The organism is Microbispora sp. NPDC046933, from assembly GCF_040644635.1.
Classification (GTDB): Bacteria; Actinomycetota; Actinomycetes; order Streptosporangiales; family Streptosporangiaceae; genus Microbispora.
The window spans coordinates 21,552-43,116 of record NZ_JBEYWW010000049.1; the positions used below are offsets into that span (position 1 = coordinate 21,552).

At 72.8% G+C, this 21,565-nt stretch carries 16 protein-coding genes and 1 pseudogene; 10 read left to right on the forward strand and 7 right to left on the reverse strand.

Annotated features, from left to right (window positions below; translation table 11 throughout):
• Positions 1-24: 24 nt before the first annotated feature.
• Together ABZ857_RS39875 and ABZ857_RS39880 are read right to left on the reverse strand one after the other, a co-directional pair.
• A complete protein-coding gene (locus ABZ857_RS39875; protein ID WP_357054662.1) occupies positions 25-1,476 on the reverse strand; it encodes an FdrA family protein in 1,452 nt (483 codons plus the stop codon).
• A complete protein-coding gene (locus ABZ857_RS39880) occupies positions 1,473-2,378 on the reverse strand; it encodes a DUF2877 domain-containing protein (RefSeq protein WP_357054665.1) in 906 nt (301 codons plus the stop codon). Before ABZ857_RS39880 ends, ABZ857_RS39875 begins: the two co-directional genes overlap by 4 nt.
• Positions 2,379-2,677: 299 nt before the next feature.
• On the opposite strand from ABZ857_RS39880, the gene ABZ857_RS39885 reads away from it, so the two are divergent.
• The 6 genes from ABZ857_RS39885 (at position 2,678) to cutA (ending at position 9,882) form a co-directional block, all read left to right on the forward strand.
• The gene (locus tag ABZ857_RS39885) at positions 2,678-4,255 is read left to right on the forward strand and encodes a PucR family transcriptional regulator ligand-binding domain-containing protein (protein ID WP_357054752.1); all 1,578 of its coding nucleotides are present in this window, start codon (positions 2,678-2,680) and stop codon (positions 4,253-4,255) included.
• A 17-nt stretch (positions 4,256-4,272) separates the two neighbouring features.
• Positions 4,273-4,500, forward strand: a complete 228-nt coding sequence (locus tag ABZ857_RS39890; protein ID WP_357054668.1) for an RNA-binding S4 domain-containing protein — start codon at positions 4,273-4,275, stop codon at positions 4,498-4,500.
• 146 nt (positions 4,501-4,646) lie between these two features.
• On the forward strand, positions 4,647-6,029 hold the full coding sequence (locus ABZ857_RS39895; RefSeq protein ID WP_357054671.1) for a solute carrier family 23 protein: 1,383 nt from the start codon (positions 4,647-4,649) through the stop codon (positions 6,027-6,029).
• Positions 6,030-6,125: 96 nt separating this feature from the next.
• The gene (locus ABZ857_RS39900; protein WP_357054674.1) at positions 6,126-7,001 is read left to right on the forward strand and encodes an FAD binding domain-containing protein; all 876 of its coding nucleotides are present in this window, start codon (positions 6,126-6,128) and stop codon (positions 6,999-7,001) included.
• The gene (locus tag ABZ857_RS39905; RefSeq protein ID WP_357054677.1) at positions 6,998-7,489 is read left to right on the forward strand and encodes a (2Fe-2S)-binding protein; all 492 of its coding nucleotides are present in this window, start codon (positions 6,998-7,000) and stop codon (positions 7,487-7,489) included. The genes ABZ857_RS39900 and ABZ857_RS39905 overlap by 4 nt, the downstream gene beginning before the upstream one ends.
• A complete protein-coding gene (gene cutA / locus ABZ857_RS39910) occupies positions 7,486-9,882 on the forward strand; it encodes an aerobic carbon-monoxide dehydrogenase large subunit (RefSeq protein ID WP_357054680.1) in 2,397 nt (798 codons plus the stop codon). Before ABZ857_RS39905 ends, cutA begins: the two co-directional genes overlap by 4 nt.
• Positions 9,883-9,900: 18 nt before the next feature.
• On the opposite strand, the gene cydB is transcribed toward cutA, so the two are convergent.
• From cydB to ABZ857_RS39925, 3 genes and pseudogenes are all read right to left on the reverse strand, one after another.
• Positions 9,901-10,812, reverse strand: coding sequence for a cytochrome d ubiquinol oxidase subunit II (cydB, locus tag ABZ857_RS39915; RefSeq protein ID WP_357054683.1), 912 nt, complete (start codon positions 10,810-10,812; stop codon positions 9,901-9,903).
• 11 nt (positions 10,813-10,823) lie between these two features.
• Entirely contained in the window at positions 10,824-12,293 is a 1,470-nt protein-coding gene (locus tag ABZ857_RS39920; RefSeq protein WP_357054755.1) for a cytochrome ubiquinol oxidase subunit I, read from the reverse strand.
• 504 nt (positions 12,294-12,797) lie between these two features.
• Positions 12,798-13,808 (reverse strand): annotated as a pseudogene (locus ABZ857_RS39925) (alkene reductase); the annotation flags it as partial.
• Positions 13,809-13,820: 12 nt separating this feature from the next.
• On the opposite strand from ABZ857_RS39925, the gene ABZ857_RS39930 reads away from it, so the two are divergent.
• On the forward strand, positions 13,821-14,498 hold the full coding sequence (locus ABZ857_RS39930) for a carbon monoxide dehydrogenase subunit G (RefSeq protein WP_357054686.1): 678 nt from the start codon (positions 13,821-13,823) through the stop codon (positions 14,496-14,498).
• Between the two features lie 171 nt (positions 14,499-14,669).
• On the opposite strand, the gene ABZ857_RS39935 is transcribed toward ABZ857_RS39930, so the two are convergent.
• Both ABZ857_RS39935 and ABZ857_RS39940 read right to left on the reverse strand, forming a co-directional pair.
• The gene (locus ABZ857_RS39935) at positions 14,670-15,848 is read right to left on the reverse strand and encodes an NAD(P)/FAD-dependent oxidoreductase (protein ID WP_357054689.1); all 1,179 of its coding nucleotides are present in this window, start codon (positions 15,846-15,848) and stop codon (positions 14,670-14,672) included.
• Positions 15,849-15,986: 138 nt separating this feature from the next.
• The gene (locus ABZ857_RS39940; RefSeq protein ID WP_357054691.1) at positions 15,987-16,634 is read right to left on the reverse strand and encodes a PadR family transcriptional regulator; all 648 of its coding nucleotides are present in this window, start codon (positions 16,632-16,634) and stop codon (positions 15,987-15,989) included.
• 177 nt (positions 16,635-16,811) lie between these two features.
• Between ABZ857_RS39940 and ABZ857_RS39945 the strand changes: the two genes are divergently transcribed.
• The 3 genes from ABZ857_RS39945 to ABZ857_RS39955 all read left to right on the forward strand — a co-directional run bounded on the left by ABZ857_RS39945 (position 16,812) and on the right by ABZ857_RS39955 (position 21,451).
• Complete coding sequence (locus tag ABZ857_RS39945) at positions 16,812-17,474, forward strand: DsbA family oxidoreductase (RefSeq protein ID WP_357054694.1); 663 nt, start codon at positions 16,812-16,814, stop codon at positions 17,472-17,474.
• 94 nt (positions 17,475-17,568) lie between these two features.
• Positions 17,569-19,623 (forward strand): hydantoinase/oxoprolinase family protein, encoded by a 2,055-nt coding sequence (locus tag ABZ857_RS39950; RefSeq protein ID WP_357054697.1) that lies wholly within the window; start codon positions 17,569-17,571, stop codon positions 19,621-19,623.
• Positions 19,604-21,451: a hydantoinase B/oxoprolinase family protein gene (locus tag ABZ857_RS39955; protein ID WP_357054700.1), complete on the forward strand. Its 1,848-nt coding sequence runs from the start codon at positions 19,604-19,606 to the stop codon at positions 21,449-21,451. The genes ABZ857_RS39950 and ABZ857_RS39955 overlap by 20 nt, the downstream gene beginning before the upstream one ends.
• The last annotated feature ends 114 nt before the right edge of the window (positions 21,452-21,565 follow it).

The window sequence follows — 21,565 nt, forward strand, 5'->3', positions numbered from 1 at the left end:
TCGGGGTCGGCGCGGCCACGCCCGTCACGGGCCCGCCAGGAGGCGGGCGTGCCGGGCGGCCGCGGCGTTGGAGGTGAAGACCGCCGCCCCGGCCTCGTTCAGCCGGGCGGCCTGGGCGCGCAGCCCCTGCGGGTCGCCGTCGGTGCCGACGACGGCCACGACCACGTCCACGCCCCGGGCCACGGCCTCGCGGATCGCGGGCGCGAGCCAGGAGGACGGGTCGGGGTCGGCGCCGTGCCCGAGGACGACGTCCATCAGCACGACGCCGGAGGCGACGCCGCGCAGCGCCTCCAGGCGCAGCGCCGGGTCGATCATCGGATGGGCCCGGCCCCGGGTGTAGGAGTCGTCGCCGAAGTCGGTGAACTCGCCGGCGCCTGCGACGAGGGCCGCCTCCGCGCACAGCGTGCCGCCGGCGTACAGCCCCCGCAGGGCTCCGCCGGCTCCGCCACGGGCCGCCGTGCCGCCGCGTTCGCCGCCGGAGGGCTTCGCGTGCCGCGGCGCGGAAGCATCGGCCGCGTCCGCCCGGTTCGCCGGGGCGGGCCAGGAGGGCCACTCGGGCACGTCGCGGCCGAGGGCCCGCAGCACCTTCTCCGCGGCGGTGGTCAGGTCGTCCTGCCCCGGGCCGAGCAGCGCGGCGACGACCGGCGTCGCCGGGTCGAGGTCCCGTACGGCACGGGCCACCTCGGGGGCGGGGGGCTTGGAGACCAGCACGATCAGCCCGGTCGCCGGGTCCTCGTCGAGGGCCCGCAGTGCCCGCACGGCCGAACGCCCGCCCACCTCGGCCGACAGGTCCCTGCCGCCCACGCCGAGCACGTGGGACACGCCGACGCCGGCGAGGTCGAGCAGGCTCGTCACCTGCTGGGCGCCGGTCCCCGAGGCGGCCACGACGCCGACAGGCCCGGGGCGCAGGACGTTGGCGAAGCCCAGACCCGCCCCGCCCACGACCGCCGTGCCGCAGTCGGGCCCCATCACGAGCACGCCCTTGTCCCGTGCCCGGTCCTTGAGCAGGATCTCCTGCTCCACCGGCATGTTGTCGCTGAAGATCATCACGGAGAGCCCGGCCTCCACGGCGTCGAGCGCCTCGGCGAAGGCGTGCTCGCCCGGCACGCTCACCAGCGCCAGGCTCGCCTCGAAGGCCCGCGCCGCCGACCGGGTGGTGCGCGGCGGGGCCGCCTCACCCCGCGCCCCGCTCGCCGGCGCCCGTGCGGCGAGCTGTCGCTCCAGTTCGGCGGCGGCGGCCTTCAGTTCCTCGGGCGAGGCGGCCCGGACCGCCACCAGCAGGTCGCCGGGCGTCGCGGGCGGCACCGCGAAGCCGAGATCGCGCGCGAGACCCAGGTTGAGCTCGGTGGCCATCGCGACGACGGCGACGGTCACTCCGGGGCGGTCGGTGAGCGACCGGCTCACCCGCATCAGCGTCACCGAGTCGCGGTAGACCCCGGGGCGCACCTCGACCAGGTCGTTCACAGGGTCGTTCACTGGCCCTCCCGGTGGGCGAGGACGGCGGACAGGCCGATCTGCACCCCCCACGCCAGGTCGGCGCCCGAGGTGTGGCCGAGGCGGAGCAGGCGGTGCACGGCCGGCTCCAGCGGCTGGTGCCCGGCCACGCCGCGCAGGACCCCGGTGACCTCCGGGCTCGCCTCGCCCCGCGCGGCGCAGTGCAGCAGGGTGGCCGAGATGGGAGTGGTCCGGGTGCGTGCGTCGTAGGTGACCGCCGCGGCGAGCCAGTCGGCCAGCCAGACGGCGCGCGGCACCCCCGCCGCCGCGCCGAGGTGCCGCAGCGCGACCAGCAGGCCGGCGAGCATGTCGTCGCCGCTCGGCGTCAGCCCGGGGCCGAGGCCGATCAGCCGCTCGGCCGCGGTGATGCTCTCCACCAGCGAACCGGCCCGGCAGCCGCGTTCCAGCAGTGCCGGGGCGCCGTCCGGGTCCAGCCCCGGCCGCCGGGGCGAGGCCGCGCGGGCACGGCCGAGCAGGCCGAGGGCGGGCGCGAGCCGTACGGGGTCGGCGGGGCCGAGCGGGGGAGCGGGATCCCACCAGCGGCGCACGCGGATCGACACGCCGCCGACCTCGACGGAGCCCTCGCCCACCCAGGCGTCGTCGCCCGCCGACACCCCGTCGAGGCGCTCGGCGAGCAGCACGGCGTTGGGCAGGCGGGTCGCCTCGCCCGTCACCACGGCGACGACGTGCGGCTCGGCCTCGCTCCTGATCTCCAGGTAGAGCGCGAGGGGGAAGGCCGCGAGCACCCTGGCCGGGCGGCGGGGCGCCTCCAGCGCGGGCCGTACGGCCACGCTCGCGGCGCCGCTCAGATAGGCGGGGGCCGCCGGGGGGCGGGACGCGGGCGTCGCCGCCCGCCGCCCTCTCGGGCGCGTGCCAACACTCACCGGACCTCCCGAAGCCAGTCGTTGCCGACGCTAAGGCCCGGTCTCCCCCCTCCGTACGGAGAAAGATGCCAACAGTCGGCCGAATGCTTGGCTCTTCCTGACAGGACCGGTGGTCGGGCACAATCAGCCTGAGATGTCCCCGGAGCGAACCCGACGCAGTGAGTGGAGTGGTCCGCGAGGTACGAGCGGGCCGCGTAGCGAACGAGGAGTGGTGAGCGACCAATGACCCGGGGACGTCGCCCCCCGTTCGGAGAGCAGGACCGGAGACGGCATTGAAGAACGACCCGGCTCCGCCCGCCATGCGCCTGGCGAGCACTGGAACGATCCTCCACGGCGTGTCGGTGGGCGAGGTGCTCGGGGTCTCGACGCTTGCGGACGCCCGCCTCATCGCCGGGCGGGGCGGCCTCGACCGCATCGTGCAGCGCCTCAACGTGATGGAGGTGCCCGACATCCTCGCCTGGGTGAAGCCGCACGAGCTGCTGCTCACCACGGGCTACCCGCTGCGCAACACGCCGCAGTCGCTCGATCGGCTCGTGGCCGACCTGGACGAGCGCGGCCTCGCCGCCCTGGCGATCAAGCTGGGCCGCTACCTGGACGAGCTTCCCGGGGAGATGGTCGAGCAGGCCGACCGGCTGGGCTTCCCGCTGATCCTGCTGCCCAACGACGTGGGCTTCGACGACATCCTCAATCAGGTGCTCACCGACATCCTCAACCGGCAGGCGGCGATCCTCGCCCGTACGGAGGAGGCGCACCGGGCGCTCGTACAGATCGTGCTGGCCGGGGGCGGGATGCGGGAGGTCACGGCGGAGGTGGCCGGGCTGCTGCAGGTGGCCGTGGGGGCGACCGACGCCGCCGGCCACTTTCTCGCGGCCGCTGGGGAGTCCGCGCAGGTGGCGCGGCTGCGGGAGATCAACGGGGCCCTCGCGCGGACGCCGGCGGCCCCGCCCGCGGCCGGCGACGGGCACTACGCGGCGGTGCCGATCGTCGCGGGCGGGCACCACCACGGGAGGATCGCGGCCTACAGCGCCCACGGCACGCTGACCTCCAGCGACATCGGCATCCTGGAGCGCGCCGCGACCGTCGCCGCACTGGTGATCACGAAGCAGGAGGCGGTCACCGCCGTCGAGAGCAAATACCGCGCCGACTTCCTGCGCGACGTGCTCACCGGCCGGGGCGGGCTGCGGGTGGCCGAGCGTGCCCAGGCGTTCGGCTGGGATCTGGAGCGCCCGGTGAGCGTGCTGGTGGCCGAGATCGACCCGGACGCCGAGGAGCGACCTCTCCAGGACCGCATGCTGGCGGCGTGGCAGGCGTCGGTGCGCAAGCACGACCCGCGCGGCGCGGTCGCCGGCTTCTCCCACGAGGTCGTGGCGGTCGTCGGGGCGGCGGCCGACCCGGCCAGGGTGGCCAGGGACGCCCTCGCCGCCGTCTCCGACGGCACGTTCTCCACCGGCCTCAGCCGGGTCGCCTCCGGCGTGGACGCGCTGCCCGGCGCGTACGGCCAGGCGCTGAAGGCCGCCCGGGTGGGCCGCCAGCTCCACGGGGCGGGCGCGGTCGCCCACTTCGACGAGCTGGGTGTCTACCGGCTGCTGTCGCTGGTGAACGACACCGACGAGCTGCACGCCTTCGTCCGCGAGACCCTGGGCCCGCTCGCGGGGGACGACGACGCGGAGAACGCCGACCTGCGCCGCACCCTGCAGGCGCTGCTCGAGACCAACCTCAACGTCGCCGAGACCGCGCGCCGGCTGCACTTCCACTACAACACCCTGCGCTACCGGATCGGGAAGCTGGAGCGCATGCTGGGCAACTTCACCGAGGACGCGCACCTGCGGCTCAACCTCACCCTCGCCCTGCACGTGCTGCGCATGAGGGGTATCTGACTACCTAAGCTGGCGGCGTGAACGACGCGAAGGCCCCAGCCATCATCTTCGAGCTGGACGGTGACTACATCCCGCTCTGCGATCTCCTCAAGTTCTGCCAGATCACCGACAGCGGCGGCGCGGCCAAGCACCTCGTCGCGGAGGGCCGGGTGCGTGTCGACGGACGCGTGGAGCTGCGCAAGGCCTGCAAAATCCGGGCGGGCCAGGTCGTCACCGGCGACGACTACACGATCCGTGTGGTATGACGCCCCGGAGCTCGCCGGTTTGGCAGATCATGCCCATGTCTGTCGCGCACGCCAGTCCTAAAGTGCCCCAAACGGTCTAGAACGCCGCGGAGGGACGCCTGCGGGGTGGCCGACCGGCCCACGGCCCAGTAGCAAGAGGGGCGTAAATGGCTTTCAGATGGACAGTGCACGGCGACGGGAGAGGCCTGGCCCCCGGGGAGGTCGTCAAACCGGACGAGCGGCTGAGCTGGCCGCGCATGGTCGGCATCGGTGCCCAGCACGTGATCGCGATGTTCGGCGCGACCTTCGTGTTCCCCGTCGTCATGGGGCTGGACCCGAACACGGCCGTGATGATGTCGGGCGTCGCGACGATCCTGTTCCTGCTCTTCACGCAGGGCCGGATCCCCAGCTATCTGGGCACGTCGGCGTCGTTCGTCGGCGGCGTGGTCGCGGTGCGCGCGATGTTCGGCGACGACGTCCCGGCGGCCGACAAGGCCGTGACCGGCGCCATCCTCGTCGCCGGCCTGGTGCTCGCCCTGTGCGGCGTGGCGATCCACGTGCTCGGCGTGCAGATCATCCACCGCGTCTTCCCGCCCGTCGTGACCGGCGCGGTCGTCATGCTGATCGGCTTCGGCCTCGCGTATGTGGTGGCGGACGTCTACTGGCCGCAGGACCCGTGGATCGCGCTGATCACGATGATCGCGACGTTCGTGTTCATCGTGCTGTTCCGCGGCTTCCTCGGCCGGATCGGCGTGCTGCTCGGGCTGGTCTTCGGGTTCGTCGTGTCCTGGCTCGCCGACAAGGTCCTGGGGAACATCACCGCCTACAACTCCGTCACGGGGAAGGTCGACACCCATCCCCGGGTGAGCTTCAAGGACGTCGCCGCCGCCGACTGGATCGGGCTGCCCCACTTCCACGCGCCGTCGTTCCACGCGTCGGCCGTGCTGGTCGTGCTGCCCGCCGTGATCGCCCTGATCGCGGAGAACGTCGGCCACGTCAAGGCGGTGGGCCAGATGACCGGCGCCGACGTCGACCCCCAGATGGGCAAGGCGATCATCGCCGACGGCGTCGGCACCGCCGTCGCGACCGCCGTCGGCGGCTCGCCCACCACGACGTACGCCGAGAACATCGGCGTCATGGCGGCGACCCGGGTCTACTCGACGGCCGCCTACTACATCGCCGCGGTCATCGCGATCCTGTTCGGCCTGTGTCCCAAGTTCGGCGCGCTGGTCGCCGCCACGCCCGGCGGCGTGCTCGGCGGCGTCACGGTCATCCTGTACGGCATGATCGGTCTGCTCGGCGCGAAGATCTGGGTGGAGAACCGGGTGGACTTCGCCGACCCGGTCAACATGGTGCCGATCGGCGCGGGGATCATCCTCGCGATCGGGCCGGTCACCCAGCACATCGCCGGCGACTTCTCGCTCGCCGGGATCGCGCTCGGCACGATCGTGGTGCTCGCCGGCTATCACCTGCTCCGCGCCATCGCGGGCAGACCAGCGAAGGAGGTCACGGGTGGGGAGATCGGGCTCGAACGCGACCCCGCCGTCTGAACGGCGCGCACGGCGGGACGCGGCGGCGCCGCTCCGGCCGGCACGCGCCGGCCGGGCGGTCCCGGGGGCGGCGACGCGGACACGGCGGAAGACGCGGTGAAGCCGCCCCCGTTCGGCTACCACGGCCCGGCCACCCTCGGCGAGGCGCTCGACGTCCTCGCCGAGGCCGGGCCCGGCGGGAAGGTGCTGGCGGGCGGCCAGAGCCTGATCCCGCTGCTCAACATGCGGCTGGCCGCGCCCGCCCACATCGTCGACGTGAACCGCGTGCCCGGCCTGGACGGGATCGAGGCCGGGCCGTCCGGCGTACGCGTCGGGGCCCTGGCCCGCCACGCCGCCGTGGAGCGCTCGCCGGAGGCCGCCACCGCGCAGCCGCTGCTGCGGCAGGCGCTGCGGCTGGTCGCCCATCCCGTGATCCGCAACCGCGGCACGGTGGTGGGCAGCCTCGTGCACGCCGACCCCGCCGCCGAGATGCCCGCCGTGCTCGCCCTGCTCGGCGGGTCCGTACGGCTGGCGAGCCGGGGCGGGGAGCGGGAGGTGCTGGCCGCGGAGTTCTTCACCGGGCCGATGGAGTCGGCGCTGCTGCCCGGCGAACTGGCCGTGTCGGCGTTCTTCCCGGCGCTGCCCCCGCGGTCGGGCACGGCCTTCCACGAGGTGGCCCGGCGGCACGGCGACTACGCGGTGGCCGGGGTGGCCGCCGCCGTCACGCTGGACGAGGACTTCCGGATCGCCGCCGCCCGGGTCGCCTGCGTGAGCGTGGGACCGGTCCCGGCGGTCGTGGACGTCACGGCGGCCTGCGGCCCGCGCCCGGCCGCCTCGGTCGGCTGGGAGACCGTGGTGGACGCCGTACGGGACCGGATCGAACCGGAGGGCGACATCCACGCGACGGCGGACTACCGGCGGCACCTCACCGGGGTGCTCGCCGTACGGGCGCTGCGGGACGCCGCCTCCGCGGCCCGCGGGGAGGAATCGTGAACGAGACACGCCATCACGTGACGCTGACGGTCAACGGGGTCGTGCGGGAGGCGACGGTGCCCGGGCGGCGGCTGCTGTCCGACTGCCTGCGCCACGACCTCGGCCTCACCGGCACCCACGTGGGCTGCGAGCACGGCGTCTGCGGCGCCTGCACGGTGCTGCTGGACGGCGAGCCGGTGCGGTCGTGCCTGACGTTCGCCGTCACGGTGGACGGCCACGAGATCACGACCGTGGAGGGGCTGGCGCGCGACGGCGAGCTGTCACCGGTCCAGCGGGCCTTCACCGAGTGCCACGCCCTGCAGTGCGGGTTCTGCACGCCGGGGTTCCTGTGCACGGTCACCGCGTTCCTGCGGGACAACCCCGCACCGACCGAGGAGGAGGCGCTGGAGGCCGTGGCGGGCAACCTGTGCCGGTGCACCGGCTACCAGAACATCCTCAAGGCGGTCCACCGCGCCGCGGAGATCCAGGCGGAGGAGGGCGGGGCGTGACGACGAAGCTGTTCGGCGAGCCGGTCCGGCGGCGCGAGGACCCCCGGCTGATCACCGGGCAGGGCCGCTACCTCGACGACCTGGGCGGAGGCGCTCTGGCCGCCGCCTTCGTCAGGTCGCCGCACGCCCACGCGCGGATCCTCGACATCGACGTGTCCGACGCGCTTGACGTCGAGGGCCTGGTCGCGATCTACACGTGGGAGGACCTGCCGGGCGCCCTGGCCGAGCCGCTGCCGCTGCTGATCCCCCACCCCGCGCTCACCCACGGGCGTACGGCGTACCCGCTGGCCCGGGAGATCGTCCGGCACGTCGGCGAGCCGGTCGTGATGGTCGTCGCCCGCGACCGCTACCTCGCCGAGGACGCCTGCGCGCTGATCCGGGTCGACTACGAGATCCTCAAGCCCGTCGTGGGCATCGAGGAGGCCGTGCGCGGGGTTCGTCTCGTGCACGAGGACGTGCCGGGCAACATCGGCGCGCACCTGGTCCAGGAGGTGCCGGGACCGGGCGGCGTGACCGCGCGGGAGGCGATCGAGGCCGCCCCGCACACGCTGGAGTTCCGCCTCGACGTCGAGCGCAGCGCGTGCACGCCTCTGGAGGGGAAGGGCGTGTACGCCCGCTGGGACGCCGACGACGGGTCGCTGCGCGTCTACTCCTCCACGCAGACCTCCACGAGCGTGCGGATGGCGATCGCGGCCAAGCTCGGGCTGCCGCTGCCCAAGGTGGAGGTCATCGCGCCCGACGTCGGGGGCGGGTTCGGCGTGAAGATCGTCCATCCGTGGCCGGAGGAGATCCTCGTGCCGTGGGCGGCCCGGCTGCTGAACCGCGAGGTGAAGTGGACCGAGGACCGGCGTGAGCACTTCATCTCGTCCTCCCACGAGCGCGGCCAGGTCCAGCACGTGCGGGTCGGGTTCGACGACGAGGGGCGCGTCCTCGGCCTGGAGGTGGAGATCCTGCACGACCACGGCGCCTACACGCCGTACGGGATCATCGTGCCGATCATCACCTCGACGCAGCTGCTCGGGCCGTACAAGGTGGGGGCCTACCGGGTCGAGTTCTCCTCGATCTACACCAACACCGTGCAGGTCACGCCCTACCGGGGCGCGGGCCGCCCGCAGGGCGTGTTCTGCATGGAGCGGACGATGGACCGCATCGCCGCCCACCTCGGCAGGGACCGTACGGAGGTCCGCGCGGCCAACTTCATCCAGCCGGACGAGTTCCCGTACGACCAGGGCATGACGTTCCAGGACGGGCGCCCGCTGATCTACGACAGCGGCGACTATCCCGAGGCGCTGCGCATGCTCAAGGAACTGATCGGCTGGGACTCCTTCCCCGAGACGAGGGCCTGCGCGGCGGCCGAGGGACGCAGGATCGGCATCGGCGTCGGCTGCTACGTCGAGGGCACCGGCGTCGGCCCGTACGAGGGCGGGCACGTGCAGGTCACCTCCGACGGCCGGGTGCACGTATCGACCGGCCTGACCTCACAGGGGCAGGGGCACGAGACCGTGTTCGCGCAGATCGCGGCCACCGAGCTGGGCGTGCCGATCGAGAAGGTGTCGGTCGTCACCGGCGACACCCGGCGTTTCGGGTACGCCGTGGGCACCTTCGCCTCACGGGCGGCGGTGATGAGCGGCAACGCGATCGCGCTGGCCTGCCGGAAGGTCAGGGAGAAGGCGCTGCGGATCGCGGCGGAGGCGCTGGAGGCCGACCCGCGCGACCTGGAGATCACCGACGGGATGGTCCACGTCACCGGCGTGCCGTCGGCGTCGATCCCGCTGGCGACCGTCGCCGTGCTGTCCAACCCGCTGCGGTACGCCTTCGACGAGGAGGCCAAACGGGCCACGCAGTTCGCCGGGACCGCCTCCGACGACCGGCCGCCGGTGGCCGAGGGGGAGGAGCCCGGCCTGGAGGGCCGGGACTACTACTCGCCGGTCAGGTCCACCTTCGCGGCCGGCATGCACGCGGCGATCGTGGAGACCGACCCGGACACCGCGGAGATCAGGATCCTGCGCTACGCCGTCGTCCACGACTGCGGCAGGCTGATCAACCCGATGATCGTCGAGGGGCAGATCCACGGCGGGGTCGCCCAGGGCGTCGGCGGAGCGCTGTACGAGAAGATGGTCTACGACGAGCACGGCCAGTTGCTGAACGCCTCGTTCATGGACTTCCTGATGCCGTACGCCACGGAGGTGCCGCGCATCGAGACGGCCCATCTGGAGACGCCCTCGCCGCTGAACCCGCTCGGGATCAAGGGCGCGGGGGAGGCGGGGGTCATCCCGGTCTCGGCCGTCATCGCCTCCGCGGTCGAGGACGCCGAGGGCATCACCATCACCCGGATGCCCATCTCCCCCTCCGATCTGTACGCCCTGCGTCTCACGCGTCAGGGATTGGACTGATCTACGCCTTCGAAGCGATCAGAGGACCTCGGCGGTGAGGCGCTTGCGGAAGACCCAGTAGGTCCAGGCCTGGTAGGCGATGACGCCCGGCAGGGCGATCAGGCCGATCCAGGTGAGGACGGTCAGCGTGTACGGCGCCGAGGCCGCCTCGGCCAGCGTGAGCCCGGGCAGGGGAGCGTTCCACAGCACGCCGAAGACGGTGGCCGTCGTCGCGGCGATCGCGGTCGCGGTCGCGGTGAAGGCCCAGCCCTCCCGGCGGCCCCACACCAGCGTCACCCCGGCCGCCAGCGCCGCGGCGGCGAGCAGGGCCGTGCCCAGCGTCCACATCGGCCCCTTGCCGGGCACGGACGGCAGCGTGGCGAGCGCCACCGGCACCGCGCCGACGGCCGCGAGCAGCGCGGCGCGGCGGGCGCGGGCCCGGACCCCGCCGGTCGTCTTGAGCGCCACGAACACCGCGCCGTGCAGCACGGCCACCGACAGCGACAGGGCCCCGCCGAGCACGGTCGCCAGCGCCGTGCCGAACAGCAGGTTGCCGAAGATCGCGCCCCACAGGAACGCCGGCAGCACGCTGCCGGTGACGATCCCGGCGTCGCACAGCGCGACCTCGCGCCGCGAGTGGACCTTGCCCCGCCACTCCAGGCCCACCCCGCGTACGATCAGGCCGGCGATGACGAGGAAGACCGCCAGGTAGAAGCCGCTCAGCAGGCCGGAATACCAGGCCGGGAAGGCGGCGAACATCGCCCCGATCGCGGTGATCAGCCACACCTCGTTGCCGTCCCACACCGGCCCGATGGTGCCGAGCACCTGCCTGCGGTCGGCCTCCGAGCGCGACAGCAGCGGCAGCAGCGCCCCCACGCCGAAGTCGAACCCCTCCAGGACGAAGTAACCCGTCCAGAGGAACGCGATCACGATGAACCAGAAGGTCGTCATCTCGTGGCTCCTCAGTACATGAGCGTCGGCGTGAGCCGCGCCTCGTCGGGCTGGGCGGGAACGGCGCCGGCGGGCGCGCTCTCGGCCGGCGGCAGTTCCGGGCCCGCCTTGACGTGCCGCACCAGCAGCACGCCCTCGGCCAGCGCCAGCACGCCGTACAGGACCGTGAAGATCGCCAGGGTGATCGCGACCTCGCCGAGCGAGACGCCGGGCGACACGCTGGCGGCCGTCATGAGCTCGCCCTGGACGGTCCACGGCTGGCGGCCGATCTCGCTGAGCAGCCAGCCCGAGATGATCGCGATGGCGGGCAGCGGGAGCGCCAGCACGCACAGACGGGCGAACCAGTCGGGCACCGGCTTCGCCGTGCCGCCACGTCGCCGCCGGGGCCGCCGGGTCAGCCACAGGCCGAGCACGGACAGGCCCACCGTGGCCATGCCGAAACCGATCATCACGCGGAACGACCAGAAGACGACCGGGAGGTTCGGGGTGTAGTCGGCCGGCCCGAAGGTCTTCTCGTACCGCGCCTGGATGTCGTCGACGCCCTGGACCGTCGCGCCGGGGTCGTGCGCGGCGAGCAGGCTGAGCAGGCCGGGCACCTCGACGCCGGGGGCGATCGAGAACGGCGCTCCCGCGGTGTCGTGGCGCAGGCCCTCCGCCGCGGCGAGCTTCATCGGCTGCTGCTCGCGCAGCAACTGGCCGGACAGGTCGCCGCTGCCGGCGACGACGGCCCCCGCGATCGCCGTCATGACGAGCGCGGCGCGCAGGCTGGTCCGCCACATGTCCGGCAGGCGACGCATCGGCGTGGTGGCGTCCCCGGCGGCCATGCGGGCCCGGCGGCCCGGCCGCAGGCCGAGGCCGCGCTCGCGCAGGATGCGGTAGCCCGCGACGGCGATCACGAACCCGCCCGCCACGACGAACGAGGCGGCGACGACGTGCGGCACCTGGGCGAGGGCCGTCGAGTTGGTCAGCACCGCCCACAGGTCGGTCATCCTGGCCCTGCCGTCCACGACCTCGTAGCCGACCGGGTGCTTCATCCACGCGTTGGCCGCGAGGATGAAGTACGCCGACAGGTTGGAGCCGATGACGGCCGCCCACAGGCAGGCGAGGTGGATCCGCTTGGGCAGCCGGTCCCAGCCGAAGATCCACAGGCCGAGGAACGTCGACTCCAGGAAGAACGCGAGCAGCGCCTCCAGCGCCAGCGGCGCGCCGAACACGTCGCCGACGAAGGTCGAGTACTCGCTCCAGTTCATCCCGAACTGGAACTCCTGGACGATGCCGGTGACCACGCCCATCGCGAAGTTGATCAGGAAGAGCTTGCCGAAGAACTTCGTGAGCCTGAGGTAGTGCTCCTTGCCCGTCAGATGCCAGGCGGTCTGGAGCCCGGCGACGTAGACGCCCAGCCCGATCGTCAGGGGTACGAAGAGAAAGTGATACACGGTGGTCACCCCGAACTGCCACCGTGCCAGGTCAAGCGCGTCCATGTCTCCCTCACGCCAGAGCTCTACGGCCTGTAGTTCTATGTCCAGTAGTACTACAAGCTGTAGAGCATTAGGTCCCCGCGAGATGCGATCTTCGTCACAGCCGGGCGGCGTGCCGCCCGGACCCCGGTTCGCGGTCCCGGATCCCCCGTTGCTTGCAGTGCCGACGATTGCGGTCGGATCGTCCCGGTCGCCAGGGACGCCGGTCCCGCCCCGCCGGGAGCGCCTCCTGGGGAGGCACGGGATCAAGAATGGACGAACGATGACAAGTGCCGCGTCCGCCGCGCGGCTGATTCGCCCGTACGCCGCGCGGTTGACTGCCGGGAGGCGCCCCGTCGAAGCCGGCCTGGAGACGGCGAAGACCTCCGGTCCCGTGACCGGAGGTCTTCGTGGTCCCGCACCCGCGCAGGGGGCGGCGGGGTGGAGGGCCAGCGTCGGGTAGTCGGTGTACACGCGGTGGTCGCCGCCGAAGGCGGTGCTCAGGTCGGGCTCGTTCAGCGGCGCGCCGACGCGCAGGCGCAACGGCAGGTCGGGGTTGGCGAGGAAGGCCCTGCCCAGCGCGACCAGATCGGCGCCCCAGCCCAGCGGCTTCTCCGCGGCGGACGCCGGGTCGGCCGCCACGGGGTCGTTGACGATCAGGGCGTTCGGCCACAGGCCGCGGATCCGCGCGTTGAGCTCGTCGCCGCCGGTCGCAAGGAGGTGCAGGTAGACCAGGTCGAGGTCGGCGAGCGCGGACACCAGCGCGGGGTAAACCTCGTGCGCGTCCTCCTCGGCCAGTCCCTGCGCGCCGTGGGCGGGGGACAGCCGGATGCCCACCCGGTCAGGGCCGATCTCCTCCGCGACGGCCCTGGCGGTCTCCACGGCGAAGCGGATCCGGCCGGCCACCGATCCGCCGTACCGGTCGTCGCGCAGGTTGGCGTTCTGGGACAGGAACTGGTGGATGAGGTAACCGTTGGCCCCGTGCAGTTCGACGCCGTCGAACCCGGCCTCCACGGCCCGGCGCGCGGCAGTGGCGAAGTCGCGGACCGTCGCCTCCACCTCGGCGGTGGACAGCTCCACGGCGACCGGCGTGTCCTGGAGGCCGGTCGGCGTGAAGATCTGCTCCCCGAGCCGTACGGCCGAGGGGGCGACCGGGAGCCTGCCGGTGTTGTCCGGGTGGCCGACCCCGCCCGTGTGCATGATCTGGGCCACGATCCTGCCGCCCGCCGCGTGGACGGCACCGGTCACCTCACGCCACCCCGCCACCTGATCGTCGGTGTGCAGCCCCGGCGTGTTCATGTAGCCCTGCCCCGCGGGGCTGGGCTGGACGCCCTCCGTGACGATCAGGCCCGCCGAGGCGCGCTGGGCGTAGTAGAGCGCGGTCAGTGGAGAGGGGACCCCGGCCACGTACGCGCGTGACCACGTCATGGGCAGCCGGCCCTGCCCGTGGGGCATGTGAAGTCTGCACGAGCGCGGCGGCATGCCGGGGCAGATCTTGCCGTTCTCGCCGCACGGGTGGTTCTCTAGGGTGCTCGGCATCGGAGGTGGCCCATGAAGGTCTCAGGCAGCGCGCTGGTCGCGGTGGAGCGCAAGCGGGTCTGGGACGCCCTCCAGGACCCCGGCGTCCTGGTGCGGACGATCCCCGGCTGCGAGCGCCTGGAGGCGATCGGCGAGAACGTGTACGCGATGACGGTGACCGCGGGGGTCGCCCCGATCAAGGGCGTCTACCAGGGCGAGGTGGCTCTGCGCGACCAGGAGGAGCCGGACCGGTTCACCCTCGCCGCGCGCGGTCAGGGTGCTCCCGGCACGGTCGAGGCGACCGTGGTCGTACGGCTCGGCGACGCCGGGGGCGGCACTCGGATCGACTACGACGCCGAGGCCGTGGTCGGCGGCATGATCGGCGGCGTGGGGCAGCGGATGCTCGCCTCGGTCGCCAAGAAGACCGCGGGGGAGTTCTTCGCCGCCGTCGAGCGGCACCTGCTGTCCGCCGCCGCCCCCGCCGTGCCGGCCGGATCCGCGGCATCCGCCGTCCCCGAGGCCGCGCAGGTGGCGACGGCCGTGACCGGGGAGGCCGCGCCGCGGGTGTTCACCCGAGAGGCCCCGCCGGTCGCGCCCCGCCAGGGCGTGCCGGCCTGGACGATGCTCGCGGCGTTCGGCGCCGGCGCAGGGGTCGCGCTCGGCAGCGCCGTCATCGGCTGGCTCCTCGGCCGCCAAAGCCGCCGTAGGTAGGACACGCGCCGCCGTAGGTAGGACACGCGCCGGCGGCCGCGAGCAGTGCGAGGGTCACGATCAACGTGCTCTCGTCGCACCGTCGCCGACATCTCGCGACTTCAGGGACAGGCCGGTTCCGTTCGGCGGGACCGGCCTGTCGTGGTTCGGCTCGCGGCTGCGGGACACTCCCTAGGAGAGGGCGTCGACGGGTGCGTCCCAGTCGATGCGGTAGCGCTGCTCCGGGCCCACGGTCTTGTCCGGATTCATGACCGTCTTCATCATCAGCGGCATGACAAGCGGCATCAGCTTCTGCATGACCGGGCCCGGCGTCTTGGCGTGGTTGATCTTGGAGGCGCGTGCCGCCACCTTCTCCACCCGGGTACGGCGGAGCCGCTCGTACGCGGCGAACGCCCGCGGTACGTCCTCGATGTCCCGCAGGCAGCGGGCGAGCTGGACGGCGCTCTCGATGGAGAGCGACGCGCCCTGTCCCGAGCTGTTCGACGGCGCGTGGGCGGCGTCGCCGACCAGGACCATCCGGTCCCGGTGCCAGTGCGGGACGCTGGGCATGATGGAGAGCGCACCCGTCACCTGCATCGATGTCACCGGGGTGTGACGGAGCAGATCACCGCCGGGCGCGTCCTCGCCGTACGTCTCGCGCAGGATGCGCATCCACTCCTCGCGCGGCACCTCGCGGGCCTGGGTGAGGGACAGGGGGCGATGGTAGGGCAGGTTGACGCCCCAGGTGCTGCCGCCCGCGGCGTTGCGCCAGTAGAGGTAGTAGCCGCGCCTGCCGAAGGCGAAGACCATCGTCTCCGGATCTTCCGGTACCTCGTACGAGGACACGCCTTCCAGGCCGAGCATCCCGGTCCACTTCGGGCCGGGCGCGTCCGGGTCGATGAGCCGGCGCACGGTGGAGTGGACGCCGTCGGCGCCGACCAGGACGTCGAACCTGGCCCGGCTGCCGTCGTCGAAGACCGCTGTGGTGCCCTCGACCCCGGTGAGCCGTCTGCCGTACTCGACGCCGACGCCCTGCTTCACAGCCTCGTCGTGAAGCGCCCGGTAGAGGTCGGCGCGCCGGACCACGTGCATCGGCCCGGCCTCGGACAGGCTGGGCAGCTCCAGGCGCGTGCGACCGGCGAGCGTCATCACCGAGCGCGTGCTGGGCTGCGCGGCCGCCCGCACCGCGTCGGCCACCCCGACGATCTCCAGCGCCGCCATGCCGTTGGGGGCGAGGGCCAGCGATCCGCCGACGCCGTCGGCGCCGGTCGGGTACGCCTCGTAGATGGTGGCGTCGATGCCCGCCTTGCGCAGCGCCAGCGCGGTGACCGGGCCGGCGACGCCGCCACCGATGATCGCGACGTTCTTCATTTCTCCTCCTGTCGGTTGACGTGCTCGCCGAACCGTCATGGGAGGAGACCCGTTATTCTCGATTCGTTGCATCTTCGGGCCACCGCATGCCGGTTCGAAGGTTCTCCTGGTGGCGGTGTTGCAGCACCGCCACCAGGGCTAAATGTCGGTGATGTTGTTTTCCGCCAGTTCCTTCATCTCGGCTGACAGCCCGCCGCTCTCGTGGAAGGCCCGCCACTCCGGCAGCCCGGGGAAGGTGCCCGCGGTGAGCTCTTCGAGCAGGGCGCCGACCCAGCCCTCTTCCGCCTTGAGCATCGCCAGGTCGTACTCCGTTTCGATGAGGAACAGTCGCGGCACCTGCGCGGCGTCACGTTCGTAGAGCTCCTCCAGCCCGGCGATCCCCTTCCTGATCGCCGCGAGCCGGTCGGTGAGCAGCCGGACCACGTCGTCCGGGGGGAGCACCGCCATGACCGACAGACCGGCTCGAAACCACGGGAACTCCGTGTGGGGAACGCTGAGCAGCTCCCGGGTCCAGTCGACCAACTCCTCCCGGCCCGCCTCGGTGATCTGGTAGACGGTCCGTTCCGGGCGGCGCCCCTGGCGGCCGCTCTCCAGTTCCTCGATCAGCCCATGCTTGGCCAGGTTCCCGACGACGGTGTAGAGGGACCCCCACTTGATCCCCATGTCGTGCTCTTTGTTCCAGCCGCGCAGGGCCGCCGCCATCTCGTAGGGATGCATGGGCCGATGTGCGAGCGCGGAGAGCACCGCCAACGCCAGCAGGTTCGCCACCTTGCGCCGCTTCGCCATGACGACCACCCCCGTGCGTGTTTACTCGCGTACGAATATACGGATGCGAGTTGACGACCGCAAGACCGGATCCCGGAGTCAGGAGGAACGCCGAGCGCGAGGTCGACTGTCCCCGCCACTCCCAGGAAACGCCGCCGGCGGGGAATCGGCCGTCGAAGGCGCTGGTTGGGACATGTCGTGAAAGTCGAGATCTTCTCCGATGTCGTGTGTCCCTGGTGCTACATCGGTCACCACCGTCTCCGGCAGGCCGTGCGCCTCTACGAGGGGGACGTCGAGGTCACCCATCGTCCGTTCCAGCTCGACCCGGACGGGGTCTCCGGCGGCGAGCCGCTGCTGCGCGCGCTGGAGCGCAAGTTCGGCGGCGCCGACCGGGTGGCGCAGATGACCGGTCACGTCACGGGCGTGGCGGCGCAGGACGGGCTTGAGCTCCGCTTCGACCGGGCGGTCGCCGCCAACACGTTCGAGGCGCACCGGCTGGTCGGGCTGGCCGGGCGCGCGGGGCGCGACGCGGACATGGCCGACCGGCTCTTCCGGGCGCACTTCACCGACGGCCTCGACGTCGGCGACCCCGCCACGCTCGCGATGCTCGCCGCCGAGACCGGCGTCGAGGACACCGGCGAGGGGGCCGAGCAGGTGCGCGCGGAGCTGGCCCGGGCCCGCGCGCTCGGCGTCCGCGCCGTCCCGCTGTTCCTGTTCGAGGAGAAGTTCGCCGTCTCGGGCGCGCAGCCCGTCGAGACGCTCGTGGCCGCCCTGCGGGAGGTCGAGGCCCGTACGGCCCAGGAGAAGGCCGTACGCGTGCCGGCCGGCGAGGACTGCGACGACGGCACCTGCGCGGTGTAAGTCACCCGTCCGGGCAGGGTCTGACGACAGGACGGCGATTCTTCGGCAGAGTGCGCCGGTTCTTCCGATCGGCGGCGATCGGTAAACACGGAGCATGTCCAGCGTCCGCATCGGGGTCGACACAGGCGGCACCTTCACCGACGTCGTGCTCGTCGACGAGGAGTCCGGCCAGATCGTCACGACCAAGACTCCCTCGACTCCTGCCAACCCGGCCGACGGGTTCATGGCAGGCGTTCACAAGGTGCTCGAGGCCCACGCGGGGTCCCGCGCCCTCGATGCCGTGTCCGCCCTCGTCCACGGCACCACCGTCGCCACCAACCAGTTGCTGGAGGACCGCCCGGACGGCACGTCTCACCTGGGCTTCGTCACCACGGAGGGCTTCGAGTTCGTCCTGGAGATCGCCCGGCAGAGCGTGCCGGACGGGTACGGCAACTCCTACTTCTGGGTCAAGCCGCCGCGCATCGTGCCCGTCCATCGGGTGCGGACCGTCGGGGGACGGCTCGACCACCTCGGCCGGGAGGTCCGGCCCTTCGACGAGAAGCAGGCCGCGGACGTCGCGCGGTGGTTCAGGGAGCGGGGAGTCACCGCCATCGGGGTGTGCTTCCTGCACTCCTACGCCAACCCGGACCACGAACGGCGGATGCGCGAGGTGCTGGAGCGCGAGCACCCCGAGGCGGTCGTGTCGCTGTCGAGCGACGTGCTGCGGGAGTACCGGGAGTACGAGCGGTCGGTGACCACGCTGGTGGACGCGGCGGTCAAGCCGATCATGCGGCGATACATCGACAACCTGTCGGAGCGGCTCGGCCGGCCGTTCTCCGTCATGAAGAGCAACGGCGGCGTACTGTCGGCGGCCGAGGTGGTGCACCAGCCGATCACGACCGTGCTGTCCGGCCCGGCGGCGGGGGCGCTCGGCGCGGCGCTGATCGCGGGGACCGCCGGGCACCCGAGCGTCATCACCCTCGACGGCGGCGGCACCTCGACCGACGTGGCCGTCGTGGTGGACGGCGAGCCGTCGCTGACGACCGAGGGCAGCATCGGCCGCTACCCGTGCAAGATCCCGATGATCGACATCGTCACGGTCGGGGCGGGCGGCGGGTCCATCGCCTGGGTCTCCCCCGAGGGGACGCTGAAGGTCGGCCCGAGGTCGGCGGGCGCGGACCCCGGCCCGATCTGCTACGGCAGGGGCGGCGCCGAGGTGACGGTGACCGACGCGCACGTCTTCCTCGGGCGGGTGCCCCCGCATCTGCTCGGCGGCGAGATCCCCCTCGACGTCGCCGCCGCGCGGGCGGGCGTCGAGGCGCTGGCGGGACGGCTGGGGCTGGCCCCGGAACGCTGCGCCACCGGCATCCTGGAGATCAGCGCGTTCAACCAGTCGAACGCGATCAGGCAGATCACCGTCCAGCGCGGTCTCGACGTGCGGGACTTCCCGATGGTCGCCTTCGGCGGCTCGGGGCCATTGCTGGCCTGCCGCCTCATCGACATCCTCGGGCTGCGGGCCGCGATCGTCCCGCCCGACCCCGGGAACGTGTCCGCGTTCGGCCTGCTCACGGTCGACGTGAAGAACGACTACGTCCGCACGCACGTCGCCCGCGACCCCTCCCCGGCGGCGCTCGGCGAGATCCTCGCCGACCTGGAGGCCCAGGCGGCGGCCGCGCTCGACCGCGAGGGGTTCGCCGAGCACGTGTACGCGCGCAGCGCCGACCTGCGTTACTACGGCCAGGCGTACGAGGTGCGGGTGCCCGCCCCCGACGGGCCCGTCGACGCCGCCTGGCGCGACACCGTCGTCGAACGCTTCCACGCCGAGCACGAGAGGCTCTACGGGTACGGCTACCGCGACGACCCCCGCCACGCCGTCGAGTGGGTCAACCTCCGGGTGTCCGGCATCGGGCCGATCACCCGGCCGAGGATCGCGCGCAGGCCCCGCCAGGAGGACGAGCCGAGCCCGGTCGCGACCCGCGACGTGTACTTCGAGCGGTGGGGCAGAACCGTGATCTACCGCCGGGCCGACCTCGGCGCCGGCGCCGTGGTGCGCGGCCCGGCCGTCGTCGAGGAGTACGGCTCGACCCTGCCGGTGCACCCCGGCTTCACGGCGACCATGGACGACTACGGCAACCTCGTGGTGGTGAGCGATGACCGGCAGGACCGTTGACCCCGTGCTCGTGGAGATCGTGGAGGGCACGCTCGCCTCCGTGGAGATGGAGGTGGAGACCGCGATCGCCCGCACCGCCCGGTCGCCCATGATCCGCGACGCGCACGACTTCCGCGCGGGCATCCACGACGTGCGGCTGCGCAAGCTGACCGGGCGCTCCTATTCGGCGCTGGTGCAGCCGATCGTCCGCGACTTCCCGATCGAGACGATGCGGCCCGGCGACGTCTTCTTCCACAACGACGTCTACCTCTCGGAAGGCGGCATCGGCCACCTGCCCGACCTGTGCGTGACGGTGCCGGTCTTCCACGGGGGCGACGTCGTCGCGTTCGTCCAGGCGTTCGGCCACCACGACGACATCGGCGGCGCGGTGCCGGGGTCGATGCCGTCGCACGCGCGCAGCGCGTTCGAGGAGGGCCTGATGGTCCCGCCCATCAAGCTCTGGGACCAGGGCGTGCCCAACCGCGCCGCGCTCACCATCATGACGCGCAACTCCCGGATGCCCGACTCCCTGGCGGGGGACCTCGACGCGGAGTGCTCGGCCTGCCTCATGGGCGCCCGGCGGCTCGGCGAGCTGTTCGACCGGTACGGCCGGGATGCGGTCGAGGCGTGCTTCGACGCGATCATCGACAAGACGACCGAGACGTTCCGCCGCGAGCTGCTCGCGAAGATCCCCGAGGGCGTGCACGTCTGGGAGGACTACGCCGAGCACGACGGCGTGGACGAGCCGCGCCTGCACACCCAGCGGATCACGCTCACCGTCGACCACTCGGCGGACACCCCGCTGACCATCGACTTCACCGGCACCTCGCCGCAGGCCAAGGGGCCGATCAACCACGCAGGCGACTACGCCGACGGTGTGTTCCTGAAGAAGTGGCTGGCGCCGATCCTGCGCAACCTCGCCGACACGCCCGAGCGGATGGCCGAGCTCGACGTCAACGAGGGCGTCGTACCGCTGATCAGGATGGTCTTCCCGGAGAAGGGCACCCTGCTCACGCCGATCTTCCCCGCGCCCACCAACGCCCGTACGTTCGTGATCCTGCGCCTGCTCGGCGTGCTGGCGGGCGTGCTGGCCAAGGCGACCGGCGGCCGCATGCCCGCCGACCAGGAGACCATCCGCTACACCGGCGTGTACGGCGAGTCGGACGACGGGCCGTACCTCATGCGCGAGGTGCTGGGCGGCGGGTCGGGCGGGCGCTGGTACGCCGACGGGGAGGACACCATCCACGTGGTGCCCGACAGCCGCAACATCCCGGTGGAGTTCGCCGAGGCGCGCTGGCCGTTCCGGGTCGAGCGGCTGGGCCTGGCCGTGGACAGCGGCGGGCCGGGGGAGTTCCGCGGCGGCCTCGGCTACGACAAGCACATCCGCATGCTGCGGGACGCCTCCTTCATGTCGATCGCCGACCGCTCGATCCTGTCGTGCTGGGGCGTGAACGGCGGCCGGGCGGGCCGTCCCTTCCAGGTCACCGTGGACGGCGTGGAGATGGAGGGCCTGGTCGACGACTTCCCCGTACGCGCCGGGCAGGTCATCCGCATCCGCACGACCGGCGGAGGCGGCTGGGGCTCGCCGTACGACCGGCCGGCGGAGAGGGTGGCCGCCGACGTGCGCGACGGCAAGGTCTCCTTCGAGGGCGCGCGCGAGGACTACGGCGTCGTGCTGTCCGTGTCACACGAGGCCGGAACCGTCGACAAGGTCGTCGTGGACGCGGAGGCGACCGAGCGCCTGCGGGAGGGGCTGCGCGAGACGCGTCCCGCCGCCTTCTTCGACCGCGGCCCCGGCTACCCCAAACTCTCCGGCGGCCTCCCGCACGCGGAGGTGGACATCGTGTGAGCCGCTGCTGCGGGAGCGGTGCCTCGGCGCCCGACGGTGCGCCCGTGGGACGGGAAGCCGAGGGTCCGGCGTGCGCGACTCCGGCCGGTGGCGCGGCCCGACCGGACGTGAGCC

Excerpts from the sequence above, each read along its gene's own strand:
- ABZ857_RS39885 (WP_357054752.1), top strand. The coding sequence starts at position 2,678 with ATGCGCCTGGCGAGCACTGGAACGATCCTCCACGGCGTGTCGGTGGGC.
- ABZ857_RS39895 (WP_357054671.1), top strand. The coding sequence starts at position 4,647 with ATGGCTTTCAGATGGACAGTGCACGGCGACGGGAGAGGCCTGGCCCCC.
- cydB (WP_357054683.1), bottom strand. The coding sequence starts at position 10,812 with ATGACGACCTTCTGGTTCATCGTGATCGCGTTCCTCTGGACGGGTTAC.
- ABZ857_RS39920 (WP_357054755.1), bottom strand. The coding sequence starts at position 12,293 with ATGGACGCGCTTGACCTGGCACGGTGGCAGTTCGGGGTGACCACCGTG.
- ABZ857_RS39930 (WP_357054686.1), top strand. The coding sequence starts at position 13,821 with ATGAAGGTCTCAGGCAGCGCGCTGGTCGCGGTGGAGCGCAAGCGGGTC.
- ABZ857_RS39935 (WP_357054689.1), bottom strand. The coding sequence starts at position 15,848 with ATGAAGAACGTCGCGATCATCGGTGGCGGCGTCGCCGGCCCGGTCACC.
- ABZ857_RS39940 (WP_357054691.1), bottom strand. The coding sequence starts at position 16,634 with ATGGCGAAGCGGCGCAAGGTGGCGAACCTGCTGGCGTTGGCGGTGCTC.
- ABZ857_RS39950 (WP_357054697.1), top strand. The coding sequence starts at position 17,569 with ATGTCCAGCGTCCGCATCGGGGTCGACACAGGCGGCACCTTCACCGAC.
- ABZ857_RS39955 (WP_357054700.1), top strand. The coding sequence starts at position 19,604 with ATGACCGGCAGGACCGTTGACCCCGTGCTCGTGGAGATCGTGGAGGGC.